We start from the raw sequence: 12913 nt of genomic DNA on the forward strand, positions 1-12913 counted from the left end.
CTCCTTCAAGCCCAACCTAATTTCTGAGCTAATTCACTACCCCACAACTTCTCCATCAGTTGCTCTGCTATTTGCTCCGGAGCAACACCTGCAATCTTCTCTCCATTCACTTTCCGAACCTCTGGAACCCATGTCTTACTTACAATAGTAGGAGATCCTTTTAAACCAATCTTGCTGATTTCAATGTCAGGAAAATCATTGGTTGTCCAGACTGTAGGCTTAAATCTCGCCGCTCGAATCATCCCAGGCATAGGAGCCCTTCGAACTTTATTTAACTCCTTTAGCGCAGTTATCAGTACCGGAAAGGAGGTCTCAACCACTTCAATCCCGTCTTCTAACTTACGCTCCACACGAACACGGCGCTTCTCTGGATCCACATGGATCACTTTCCCTACATAAGTAAGCTGCTCTAGATCTAAACGACATGCAATCCCTGGACCCACCTGACCTGTATCTCCATCCAGTGTCTGCTTTCCACAGAACACCATATCAATGGCCCCAAACTCTTCAGCTACTTTTTCTAATGTTTTTGCTAACACATACGATGTTGCAAGAGTATCTGCTCCTGCAAATTTACGATCTGTGACCAATACAGCTCTATCCGCTCCGAGTGAGATACATTCTTTGAGGGATTTTTCTGCAGGAGGAGGTCCCATTGTGACCACTGTAACGCATGCTCCTAGTTCATCTTTAATCCTCAGTGCTTCCTCTAATCCGTGTAGATCATAGAAGTTTACGATACTTGGGACGCCTTGGCGGATTAAGGTATTCGTAACTGGGTCGATCCGGATCTCTCTACTGTCTGGAACCTGCTTGATGCAAACAACGATATGTAGCATTTGGCTACCTCCAATTTACGCATTGGGTATGAGTGGATGAAATCAGGCTCGTTGCATACGAGATAAACGATTCATCTCATGAATAAATAACTTCTTCGTCAATACATCCCGCTTTGAGTGACTTACCAAAATTTGTGATATTTTGAACGCAATCTCAAACGGGTGAAGGACTTCTGTCTCAAAAAAAGGGCTCAGATACCAAAACGGTTTCTCAGGGCAGGTTGGATAAACAGATACCTTCCATCCTCGTTCATGCTTTCTTTCACACCAAATAAGTGCAATTAACCAATGAGTTACTCCTTCATAGATAGCACCTTCGCCTCGAAACAACGTTCCTTTGTCATGAACGCCAATCGAGACCGCTTTCTTATCATAAAAATCCATTAAAAGGGGTAACTCGTTCATCCGCTCTCCCTCCGATCAAAAATAATAATCACTATAACCATACTATTCAGTTTTTAGTTGATTAATCCAACCACAAACTCTACTACTAGCTTTGATCAAAAGGTACAAAGAACGAAGGAAACAGCTTGTTCGTTTGATATGTTTCCTATTGAAGGAAGATTCAGGCACACACTATACATCTATTTTACACTAAATTCACGCTATAATTAACAGAAGATATCATTATTTTTGAATTAGCAGTTTATAATCCCTGCTAGAGGGGATAAAAAATAGACTATCCCAAATTGGAATAGCCCATCTCCTATTGATCAATCAACGTAGTCCAGGTTTTCCGTAAACTCGAACTCCATTTCACCAATTCGAATGGTGCTTCCTTCTTCCGCGCCACGTTGCCGCAACTCGGCTTCCACACCCATATCTTTCATAATTTTACTAAAGCGCATCAGTCCGTCATGATAATTAAAGTTTGTCATCAAGATTAATTTTTCAATCTGAGTACCCTCTACGACAAAAACTTCATTCTCTTTCCGGATCGTAAATGGAACCTCTGGTGCTTCTGCTTTATAAAGTTTACGCCCTACTGGTCCAGTTGAAACTTCCTCAGGTTGATTGGCAATCTCTTCTTCGACTTTGTCTAACAGATTAGCAGCAGCAAACAATAGCTCACGGAGTCCCTTCCTTGTCACAGAAGAAATAGGGAAAACAGGCACATCTTTGCCTAACTGCTCCTTGAAAAACTCCAACTGCTCCTCTGCATCTGGAAGATCCATCTTATTAGCCGCAATGATTTGTGGACGCTTCTCCAAATCCTGATTATATAGAACCAACTCTTTATTAATTTGCAGGTAATCTTCGTATGGATCTCTACCTTCTGAGCCTGCCATATCAATCACATGGATGATCACTTTCGTACGCTCCACATGACGTAAGAATTGGTGTCCGAGTCCAACCCCTTCATGAGCTCCTTCGATCAAACCCGGAAGGTCTGCCATGACAAAACTACGACCATCTTCTACCTGAACCACTCCTAAGTTAGGAGCAATCGTGGTAAAGTGATAAGCCCCGATTTTCGGACGAGCGGCAGAAACAACAGAAAGCATCGTCGATTTCCCGACACTTGGATAGCCAACTAGCCCAATATCAGCTAGTAGTTTCAATTCTAATTCGATCCAACGCTCTACTCCTGGCTCACCGTTTTCCGATATGGCAGGAGCTGGGTTGACTGGCGTAGCAAATCGCATATTTCCTTTTCCGCCACGCCCACCTTTTACGATGACCGCTTCTTGACCGTGTGCCACTAAGTCAGCAATCAACTCTCCTGTTTCGGCATCTCGCACCACAGTCCCTGGAGGCACCCTTACAATTTTATCATCTGCACTTGCCCCATGCTGTGCCTTACTACGTCCTGGTTCGCCTGGTTCGGCCTTAAAGTGACGTTGGTAACGAAAATCCATCAATGTACGCAGACCTTCGTCTACTCGAAAGATGATATCGCCGCCATTGCCTCCATCGCCACCAGCTGGTCCACCATTCGGGACATATTTTTCACGACGAAAGGCAACTTGCCCACGACCGCCATCTCCGCCTTTTACATAAATCTTGACCTGATCTACAAACACGTTCTTCACCGTCCTATGTACAGTGTCACCAAATATGCTGGATAATCATTCTTTGCTTTTTTCTAGAAAGGGAAATTTTCCCTCCCAATTTACTAACTCGTTCTTCTAAACGATCCCAAGCATCAGTTACAGGAAGCACAATCCTCTTATGATCATAATCGTATACTTCAAATGTCACATATACGACTTGCTCCTCTTCTGATAAAGTAAGCTGGATTTGCGCCCAATCATACTTACCTTGTCCAACCTGATCGAACCAATCCGCTACACTTTTAATCATTTGTAGCAAATCCTCTTCCTCTGGCATGGAGATGCGAATATCTTTACTGATATCCACATGCCACTTCCAATTGGTATGCTCGACCCCGATGGTCAAAAGAAAAGTTGCTAATAAAGGAGATTGAAACACGCCAATATGCTTCTCTTTATTTACGTCTTCTGCTAATTTCTTTAGATATCTATAATGTTCTTCTTCTTTCTTCATCTGGAGAAAAAAGATCATCATCTGTATATGATTTGCCCAATCATGGCGAATTCGACTCAAAATTTTTTTTAGCTTCTCTGCTTGGGCTGTCTCTCTCTTGGTTTCGAGCTTATACCGAATCATAAAAGCACCCAAAAGCCAGCTTAAGAGTGCTAAGGTAAGGTACACTAAATCCACCCAGCTCTCCCAAGTTACGATCGTCCAACTTATGAATACTATACCCAATGGTAAAAAAGGCAAAATGATTTCTTTCATTCGCTCTACCAAGATCGCCCGTCTCCTCTCAACTACTTCTCTTCTATCTCCCAAAGCTTGTACATGTAAAAAATTGTACTCTAAATTTACAATATTCGCCACAATCTAGAGCAAATAAATCGAAATATAGCAAGGAGAGCGAGATTTTGTCGAGAATCGAGGGCAATGAAAAACCCTGACCGTTCTAGGCCAGGGTAATATTCCGAACCATTAAGCTTGAGTAGCAGCTACTTCTTGCTCAACTTTTGGATAAATGCTTACACGTTTGCGGTCACGACCCAAACGCTCAAACTTCACGATACCGTGTGCTGTTGCAAACAAGGTATCATCTCCACCACGTCCAACGTTCAAACCTGGATAGATTTTAGTACCACGTTGACGAACGAGGATGTTCCCAGCAAGTACGAACTGACCATCAGCACGCTTCACACCAAGGCGTTTGGATCTACTGTCACGACCGTTCTTTGTAGAACCTACCCCTTTTTTCGATGCGAAGGCTTGTAGATTTAGTTTAAGCATGTATTCCACCTCTTTTCGATTATGAGTTATTTGCTAATCCACTTTACGTATTTCGGATACGAATCAGCAATCTGTTCGAGCGAAATCACCATAGCTTCGACAAGCAAGGCAATCTTCTGTCCCACTTCAGGAGCAAGTCCCTCTGGAATGCGAAGATCTACTTTCCCATCGCCATCGTCAGGTTGATGCACGATCACACCCGTTAAGGTCTCAATGGCATTTACCTGACCAAAAACGATGCCTGAAACGGCTGCACAAACAATATCAGATCCGTGCTCTGCAAAGTTAGCGTGACCGGTTACAAGTACTCGCCTAACATCACCATGGTTGTTTCGTTCAATCCGTATTCGAATCATTAAGCTTCAATGTTTTCGATTACGACTTTAGTAAATGGCTGACGATGGCCTTGTTTTTTCTTGTAATTTTTCTTCGGCTTGTATTTGAACACCGTGATTTTTTTACCACGACCGTGTTTTACCACTTTACCGGTTACTTTTGCATTTGCAACGATTGGAGCACCGACAACAGTTTCACCGTTTTTGTTAACGAGAAGAACTTTGTCAAAAGTTACTACTTCACCTTCAGCTGCTTCCAACTTCTCGATGAATAGAACTCCGTCTTTCTCCACACGATATTGTTTACCACCAGTTTCGATCAAAGCGTACATAGTTTACCCTCCTCTTTATCAGGACTCGCCAAGGTACGGAAAGGGTATATGCCCTATTTACAATCCGATCCTGCGCGGTATCGTTAGCGTTACACAAATCGAACGCTTAACATACAAGCGCTATCTTACCATAGCTGGTGCTTAGTGTCAAACGGTCTTACACTGTAGATCAACGCATAAAAACACCACAGGAAACGATGAACAGGAGGATATCTACAACAAGCAGAATGATCGTTCCTTTCACAATCCAAGAACTAAATCTGTTTAGCGAAGCCAGATGATTAACAAACGCATAAGCAACCGAACAAATAAGTCCTGTAATGGCAAAACTCCATTGCCCGATTATGCCTGCCGATAAAATACCCCCGATAGCATGTAAGACATACGATACAACTCGGGAGTATTTCTCCGTCTTACTAGCTATCCAATCTGCCAGTAACGATACTGGTAATCCATAGATAAAGTAAAACGGATATATATACAGAGACAGAAAGAATATAAAATCAAGATTAAAATGACTTTCTGGACCACTTATAATCAGTACCGTAACAAGCGATAGAAACAGAGAAACAAATAGCTTTCTAACGAACATAATCTTCCTCCTCCAAGTTCACATTTTCAGGAATCAGTTTCATTGACTGGTTAAATGTCATCTCTCATTTATATTTTAAACATTTATAATTTATTATCTATTGAGACATTGTGCATTTATTATATAATAGAAGCGAGCAGATTGGCTTCTATTATAAAAAACTGACAATTCTTGAATCAACATAATATCGAATCTGCTCGCATAATCCATAATATCTCTAATACATTTTACCAATTGAATAAGTGAAAACAGGTTCCTTGAACATGCACGCTCAAGGATGAAAAGGGAAGCTCGGTGTAAGTCCGACACGGTCCCGCCACTGTAAAAGGGGAGTCAGGCACGAATAGCCGCCACTGATCCGTAAGGATTGGGAAGGTGTGCTCTGATGAAGATCCTTAAGTCAGGAGACCTGCCTGTTTTGACAACACTGCAAGACCTACGGGAGATAGGGAGGTGTTAGAATGCTACTAGGTGGGAGACTCTGTGCTTCTCTGCCCTCAATAGGCATCTCTAACGTTCATTTCAACTGTTAGAGATGTTTTTTTCGTGCGAGTCAAATACTTACCATTGGGGGAATTGAGATGAGTACAGTGAAAAGTAGTAACTTAGGATACCCACGTATCGGCCAAAATCGGGAGTGGAAAAAGGCTTTAGAAGCATTTTGGGCTGGAAAGTTAGAAGAAGCTGACTTTGAAAAGCAGATGGAGCAAATTCGTCTTCATCACATTCAAAAGCAAATCAACAAAGGGATTGATTACATCCCCGTTGGCGATTTTACATTATATGATCACATGCTCGATACCGCAGTTATGTTTGGAATAGTACCAGAGCGATTTTCTTATCAAGGCGGCGCGGTTCCACTTCAGACTTACTTCGCTATGGCCCGTGGTTGCCAAGAAGCCGTAGCGTGTGAAATGACGAAATGGTTCAACACCAACTATCACTACATCGTTCCAGAGCTAAGTGATATCACACCTACTTTAACGGAAAACAAGCCACTTATTGCGTACCAAGAAGCGAAAGAAAAGCTTGGTGTTAACGGAAAGCCTGTTTTAGTGGGTCCTTACACGTTTATTAAGCTTTCGAAAGGATACACAGAAGCACAATTACCAGCCATTATTCTGCAACTTGTCCCGTTATACGCTCAAATCTTACAGGAGTTAGCAACAGAAGGGGTAGAGTGGGTCCAGTTTGATGAACCGATTCTAGTCACATCGATAACGAAAGATGAGATGGAAACAGTCAAATACATCTATAACCAACTCCATGAGGCGGCTCCTGAACTAAACATCATGTTACAGACCTATTTTGACTCGGTAGAATGCTACTCCGAATTGAAAGATCTACCTGTACAAGGAATTGGATTAGACTTTGTACACGGCTTAGAAAAAAATATTCAATCCCTTGTAGAGCTCGGATTTCCCGATGACAAGGTACTCGGCGTTGGTCTCGTCGATGGACGAAATATTTGGCGCTCCGATCTAAATAGCAAAATACAGCTGCTGAACACGATTACGAGCACTGTACCGAAAGATCGATTATGGATTCAACCTTCTAGTAGCTTACTGCATGTCCCTGTTGCTCTTACTCAAGAGATAAACTTAGATCCGCTTGTAAAGGAAGCATTAGCGTTTGCTGACGAAAAGCTAGACGAAGTTTTATGCTTAGTGAAGGGATTACAAGATGGAGAAAATGCTATTGCAGAGTCCTTACAAAATAGCCAGGCAGCACTCGATCGTTTAGCCAAGTCTCCAGTCCGAAATTGTACTCCTGTCCATGAAGCGGTAGCCAGTGTACAGTCACAAGATATCGCTCGTCAATCCGCTTTTGTACAAAGACAAAAAGAACAACAAGAATCCTTGAAGCTCCCTGTACTTCCTACTACGACCATCGGAAGCTTTCCACAAACCTCAGAAGTTCGGCAAGCTAGACAAAAATGGAGAAAACAAGAATTGTCTACCGAACAGTATGATGCTTTTATACAAGATCAAATCAAGCAATGGATCGACATCCAAGAAGAAATTGGCTTAGACGTGTTAGTCCATGGTGAGTTTGAGCGGACAGACATGGTAGAGTTTTTTGGCGAAAAGCTAGGTGGATTCGCTTTTACACAAAATGGCTGGGTCCAATCATACGGATCACGTTGTGTAAGACCACCTGTTATTTATGGAGATGTCGAATTTCTAGAGCCGATGACCGTAAAAGAGAGTATGTATGCTCAATCCCTTACAGAAAAACCCGTAAAGGGAATGATCACAGGTCCCGTTACCATCTTGAACTGGTCATTTGTACGCGACGATCTCTCCCGAAATCAGGTGTCTGATCAAATCGCCCTCGCCCTGCGAAAAGAAGTAGAGGCATTGGAGTCCGCTGGGATTCGAGTCATTCAAGTTGACGAACCCGCTCTACGAGAAGGATTCCCGCTGAAGAAAACAGAATGGTCCGCTTATTTGGATTGGGCAGTTACATCATTCCGCCTAGCAACCTCTTCCGTTCAAGACACCACACAAATCCATACTCATATGTGTTATAGCGAGTTCCACGACTTCATTGATTCCATCAGTGACCTCGATGCAGACGTTATCTCCATCGAAGCCTCTCGCAGTCATGGCGAATTAATGTACTCATTCCGGAACCACGCTTATAACAAAGAAATTGGCCTTGGTGTATACGACATTCACAGTCCACGGATTCCTTCCGTTGATGAAATCGTCAGCACGATCGAACTAGCTTTACAAGTGCTTGAGCCAACCCAATTCTGGATTAATCCCGATTGCGGATTAAAGACACGGAATAAGGAAGAAGTCGTTGCTTCACTAAAAAACATGGTCGCTGCAACACATATCACTCGTGATCGGCTTGAATCGGCAAAATCGTAATAAGATAACGTTCAAAACTCCAGTACCTCATGGTAGATACTGGGGTTTTTCATTGTTGCTTTTTTGCACACAACTTTGATCACCTATAGTAGAATGAGTTATGATAGCGCCCTTGCTTAAGGGCTATGACCTATATCATAACGATGAAGGAATCCTAGAGGAGAAATATTCCATGATAAAAAAGTTACATTACATCCCGATTCCGATATGTGGTTTGATTTTAGCGTTATTTTCAGTAGCCAAACTGCAATTTAGCTTTCACATTAATTGGCTCGCTTATATTATGATGACACTCGGATCTATCTTTTTATTAGGCATGTTGTGCAAAATTCTTTTCACACCAAAGCAAGTATTCGATGACTTAAAAAAACCGATGATCGCCGCTGTATCACCCACATTTTCAATGGCTATGATGGTACTTTGTAGCCTTTTTATGGACCATGGCGTCCTTTGGAAAGCGATTTGGGTAGTTTCAGCGATCGTTCACTTGGTATTAATGGCTTACTTCATCTATCACTTTGTTTTACAGAGCAAGGTGACCATGCTTCATATCTATCCAAGTTGGTTTATTATGTATATCGGGATGGCGATTATCCCACTAACCGCAGGTAACCTTGCATCACCGATCGCAACCGTCATATTTTGGATATCGATTGTGTTCTATCTTATTTTACTGCCGCTCGTTTTCATTCGTATTTTTGTGATGCGTGATTTAGAAATATCGGCACTCCCTCTGATTACGATTTTATGTGCACCTGGATCGCTGTTATTGGCAGCATATCTAGCTCATTTTGATACGAAATCTGTAGGTTTTGTTTGGACACTCCTTATTCTTTCACAAGCTTTATACGTCAGTGTACTATGGCAGTTGCCTAAGTTATTGCGTTTGTCATTTTATCCAAGTTATTCAGCGTTTACATTTCCACTCGTTATTTGTGCAACTGCCCTTACAAACACGTTAAAATATCTAGGTTATACCGGCATATTAGGACATACGTTCAGTATCATTGAAGCCATTATTGCAAGTGCCATGGTGATATATGTAGCCATTCGTTATAGTATATTTCTCATTACACAAATGAAGCCTAAACAAGTAATACAATCACAGGCAGCATGATTTATTGAAAAAGAGTAAACGCTCAAATCCACTAATATTAAGGATTTGAGCGTTTCATTTTAAGGATTGTTTACTATATTTTTGTTCTGATACTTATTCTACTTCATCATTAGTAAATTCATTTATATTTATTCAAACAACGCACGCCACGTCCGCGATCCCACTACTCCATCTACCGCGAGACCCTTCTTCCTTTGAAACGCCTTCACTGCTCCCTCTGTCTTAACTCCATACACACCATCCACAACTAATCCACCCAATTTCCGCTGGATCACTCTCACTACGTCACCCTTTGAGCCTCTGCGAATCAATTTTCCTGGATATACATTAGGATTATTAAACATCGAGTTCCAAGTGGTAGGTCCTATCACTCCATCCACATTTATACCATGGGATTTCTGCCAGTTTCTCACGGCTTTCTCTGTCACAGGACCGAATATTTGGTCTGCGTTTACACCTAATTTCTTCTGAATACGCCCTACAACCGGTCCCCTTGATCCCTGCTTAATGAGATAACCAGGATAAATGATTTCGGTATACCCTGGTTCTGGGATTTGCGGACCACTCCCTCCGCCCACTATCTTCTGGACTTCACCCACAAACCACTGTTTATTGATAGAGGTACCCGGACAAGTTTTACTGCTCATCTCATTATGAAACTTGATTTTCGCGCCTTTATACTTTACAAAATAGGCAGTCAATTGAAACAAGGCTGTGCTCTGTGGAGGTTGAAAAGGATCATGACCCACATCAAAATTCCCTACTGTTTCGACCATGAATGGATGGACACCATCTGAGTCTGAATCATTGTATCCCGTTGCACTAGCGGGAGGGAGATTAATGTCTCTACCTAGCACAAACCTTCCATCCGGAAACAAAGAGACGTGTTGTGCAATTGTGATAAAACCTCTCCCCAAATGTGCAGATCTCATTCCATTTTGCAGAGTAATATAATTTGCTCCGTTAAAGTTTGAATGATCGGGTTTCCATGTGTGATGAATATGGATTTCTGGATGTTTCGCTTGATCATTTTCGACGATATAATCGATTAACTCATTCACCGTTACAATCTTCCCATATGCCCATGTCATCGATCTATCTCACCTTCTCCTGTTTTTTCTCGATGTGATCCAAATAGAATCGATTCTCAGTACTGGGTTTACTTAATATCCCTATCGCTACTAGTAAAGATAGAACTGTATTTACTAGATTATTCAATTCCTCATTTTTTGTTAGCAGATTTTCTTGCCTAATTTGGATAAAATAGAATAGTAAGTCTAAATGAGTGAAAAAGGAGACCATGTCATGAATAAATACGATTCACTTCGTGATTACCTTCAAGACAACAGCAACATTGATATCTACATCGTAGCAACATTCATCAACACCTATATCCAACAAAATTGGAAAGTTGCATTTGATCAAAATCAGGATCAGTTACTGAATGCATACAGACAAGCTGGGGATAAGGCATATGGAACCTATTTGAATCTACTATTCCTTTCCATTAATAAAGAACTAAAGGAAGCAGGAATACAGTCAGACACTAGACTACCCGGAAACTTAAACATATCTCGTGAGTGGGGAAACACAGAGGATTATACCGATCAAGAACGGTGGATGTGGAGCACACTTACCTCTAATAAAGAAAACAAACAGATCGGAACCATTGTAACGAAGGTATACCATGATCACACCCAACTAAGAGTGCCCCAGCCACCCCAAGTATTCGCGATACTAGAGAGTTCACAAGAAGATATTGTTGAAGCCCTTTCAAAGATGTCGAATCACTTTAAGCAATCACGGGAGTTTCAGGTTGAGTACGCTGATTACATGAAAAATAATCGATCCTGAATGAGGAGATAAATCAAATCACTTATTCCTCCTTAATAAAGATGCAACCATCCCAATGTTTCATCAGGATGGTTGCGTTCAAAATCATTTATCAAGTATGTATACACTTAAAAATCGAATATCAGGTCAGTCTTCTAAATAGGGCTAACTGGATACAATTAAACTCTTCTTTGGATATTGAATCCCTTTCCAACAATGACATAGCGTGTTCCACAAGAGAATCTACATTGAAATCCACTAATAAAACCAAGGTCTCTATCATCTGTATATCTTTGCGATATATTGCATAGTGAAGAGCTGTCCACCCGTCTATATCTGCAACGGCAGGATCAGCTCCATGTTGAATCAATTTCTTGGCTATATCTAACTCCATTCCTCTAACAGCCGCTATTAATGCTGTGGTATGAAAATTATAATCGACTAGATTAACATCACTATCCTTTTGTAATAATAAATCCACAATCTGACCGTATCCTTTATACGAAGCATCTATAAGTGCAGTCAATCCATTCTTATCTTGATGGTTTGTGTTAGCACCAGCCTCTAACAAAGCTCTCACCATTTCGATGTCTTGATTATATACCGCTACCATAAGAAGGCTCCTGTTCAAAGGACCTACAACTAGGTTAGGATTATACCCTTCTAAAAGAAAATGTTTTACCTCGTTATTTCTTTTTCCTAAAACAGCTTCAATAAATTCTTCCAAATCCGACACTACCTCCAAACAATAATTCATTGCAGACAGCCCAAAGCTTCTTTCATCACTGCTACTACTACCTCAACATCATCAGCTAGATTTTCAAATGAATTTTTGAAAATTCATCCAATGTAAAACCGTTGGTTCAATATACCCGGTTAATCAATCCCAAAGAGCATCCAAATTTTCTCCATAGTGATCAGGAAGCCCAATCTTCTCCTTAAGTAATTTATGTAAGTGATTTATCGTCACAATCACTTTACCATCAATTACAATATTTCTCATTTCTAAGCTCCTTACTGTAGCAAGTGAAATAATGAAAGTTACATCCAGACTGCGAACCCATTTAAGCTCTTCCTACAACCTGATCCACCTGATCAAGATCTCTTACAATAGATACATCTCTGAATACCATTTTAAGCCTACATACAAACACAAAAAACGCTTATACCAAGGATGCTTGGCCTAAGCGTTTTTTTGGCGTTCCCTGCTATGTAGATTTATTTATCTCAGCTCATCCACTAGAGGGACAATCACTTCATCTAATACTTTTCTCCATTGACGCTTCATTTCAGGTCCGTACTTCACGGGGATCGCTTCCGGGTGTACGGCTTTGTACTTATGAAACTCTCTGCTCTCAAAGATTTTTTTGATATTGGGAATCGGATCGGCCCCCATCTCGTACAGCTTTGCTGATAAATGAAGCTCCTCTTTATCGACAAACCAAGTATTCGCAAATGTTTCAATTGCCTGATCCTGTTCTTGCTCGAAGAAGTCCCTTCTGATAACGAGAATATCTTCTTCTGCATCGATCTCTTTGGTATCAATCGCATGTAAGATCGCACGATAGACTTCCTTCACCTTTTCAGATTTGTTCAATTTTAGAAGTGCTTCCTATTTAGCCCCCAAATTAAATTTGAGTAATCTCCTTTATCCTGTAGAATGAGTTATATACAGTGGAGGAGATTTTTTATGCAAAGAAGACG

Annotated in this window: 14 protein-coding genes, 1 pseudogene and 1 riboswitch; of the genes and pseudogenes, 3 read left to right on the forward strand and 12 right to left on the reverse strand. The window is 41.2% G+C overall.

The features are described 5' to 3' along the window. Positions 1–5: 5 nt before the first annotated feature. The 8 genes from J2Z48_RS08470 to J2Z48_RS08505 form a co-directional block, all read right to left on the reverse strand. Positions 6–839 carry an electron transfer flavoprotein subunit beta/FixA family protein gene (locus tag J2Z48_RS08470; protein ID WP_307252655.1) on the reverse strand — a complete coding sequence of 278 codons (834 nt, stop codon included), beginning with the start codon at positions 837–839 and terminating at the stop codon, positions 6–8. 42 nt (positions 840–881) lie between these two features. Then, positions 882–1244, reverse strand: a complete 363-nt coding sequence (locus J2Z48_RS08475) for a hypothetical protein (RefSeq protein ID WP_307252658.1) — start codon at positions 1242–1244, stop codon at positions 882–884. A gap of 308 nt (positions 1245–1552) precedes the next feature. Then, positions 1553–2863 carry a GTPase ObgE gene (gene obgE, locus J2Z48_RS08480; protein ID WP_307252660.1) on the reverse strand — a complete coding sequence of 437 codons (1311 nt, stop codon included), beginning with the start codon at positions 2861–2863 and terminating at the stop codon, positions 1553–1555. Positions 2864–2888: 25 nt separating this feature from the next. Beyond that, positions 2889–3614, reverse strand: a complete 726-nt coding sequence (locus tag J2Z48_RS08485; RefSeq protein ID WP_307252662.1) for a Spo0B domain-containing protein — start codon at positions 3612–3614, stop codon at positions 2889–2891. A gap of 198 nt (positions 3615–3812) precedes the next feature. Beyond that, the gene (gene rpmA / locus J2Z48_RS08490) at positions 3813–4121 is read right to left on the reverse strand and encodes a 50S ribosomal protein L27 (protein ID WP_307252663.1); all 309 of its coding nucleotides are present in this window, start codon (positions 4119–4121) and stop codon (positions 3813–3815) included. A gap of 26 nt (positions 4122–4147) precedes the next feature. Beyond that, on the reverse strand, positions 4148–4477 hold the full coding sequence (locus tag J2Z48_RS08495; protein ID WP_307252664.1) for a ribosomal-processing cysteine protease Prp: 330 nt from the start codon (positions 4475–4477) through the stop codon (positions 4148–4150). Next, a complete protein-coding gene (gene rplU, locus J2Z48_RS08500) occupies positions 4477–4788 on the reverse strand; it encodes a 50S ribosomal protein L21 (protein ID WP_307252665.1) in 312 nt (103 codons plus the stop codon). The genes J2Z48_RS08495 and rplU overlap by 1 nt, the downstream gene beginning before the upstream one ends. Before the next feature lie 169 nt (positions 4789–4957). Next, on the reverse strand, positions 4958–5380 hold the full coding sequence (locus J2Z48_RS08505; protein ID WP_307252667.1) for a hypothetical protein: 423 nt from the start codon (positions 5378–5380) through the stop codon (positions 4958–4960). A gap of 233 nt (positions 5381–5613) precedes the next feature. Further along, positions 5614–5811: riboswitch (cobalamin riboswitch) on the forward strand. A gap of 150 nt (positions 5812–5961) precedes the next feature. Here J2Z48_RS08505 and metE point away from each other — a divergent pair. After that, positions 5962–8259 carry a 5-methyltetrahydropteroyltriglutamate--homocysteine S-methyltransferase gene (gene metE / locus J2Z48_RS08510; protein ID WP_307252668.1) on the forward strand — a complete coding sequence of 766 codons (2298 nt, stop codon included), beginning with the start codon at positions 5962–5964 and terminating at the stop codon, positions 8257–8259. 172 nt (positions 8260–8431) lie between these two features. After that, positions 8432–9376, forward strand: coding sequence for a TDT family transporter (locus J2Z48_RS08515; protein WP_307252670.1), 945 nt, complete (start codon positions 8432–8434; stop codon positions 9374–9376). A gap of 128 nt (positions 9377–9504) precedes the next feature. On the opposite strand, the gene J2Z48_RS08520 is transcribed toward J2Z48_RS08515, so the two are convergent. Then, the gene (locus J2Z48_RS08520) at positions 9505–10467 is read right to left on the reverse strand and encodes a peptidoglycan recognition protein family protein (protein ID WP_307252672.1); all 963 of its coding nucleotides are present in this window, start codon (positions 10465–10467) and stop codon (positions 9505–9507) included. Between the two features lie 214 nt (positions 10468–10681). Here J2Z48_RS08520 and J2Z48_RS08525 point away from each other — a divergent pair, with 214 nt between their 5' ends. Beyond that, entirely contained in the window at positions 10682–11230 is a 549-nt protein-coding gene (locus tag J2Z48_RS08525) for a DUF6022 family protein (RefSeq protein WP_307252673.1), read from the forward strand. A 121-nt stretch (positions 11231–11351) separates the two neighbouring features. Here J2Z48_RS08525 and J2Z48_RS08530 read toward each other — a convergent pair whose 3' ends face one another. The 3 genes and pseudogenes from J2Z48_RS08530 to J2Z48_RS08540 all read right to left on the reverse strand — a co-directional run. Next, positions 11352–11936: an ankyrin repeat domain-containing protein gene (locus tag J2Z48_RS08530; protein WP_307252674.1), complete on the reverse strand. Its 585-nt coding sequence runs from the start codon at positions 11934–11936 to the stop codon at positions 11352–11354. 153 nt (positions 11937–12089) lie between these two features. Then, complete coding sequence (locus tag J2Z48_RS08535) at positions 12090–12212, reverse strand: barstar family protein (protein ID WP_307252675.1); 123 nt, start codon at positions 12210–12212, stop codon at positions 12090–12092. 219 nt (positions 12213–12431) lie between these two features. Then, positions 12432–12821: pseudogene (locus J2Z48_RS08540) on the reverse strand (type I restriction endonuclease subunit R, EcoR124 family); the annotation flags it as partial. Between the last annotated feature and the right edge of the window lie 92 nt (positions 12822–12913).

Source organism: Croceifilum oryzae (genome assembly GCF_030814315.1).
GTDB classification, from domain to species: domain Bacteria; phylum Bacillota; class Bacilli; order Thermoactinomycetales; family Thermoactinomycetaceae; genus Baia; species Baia oryzae.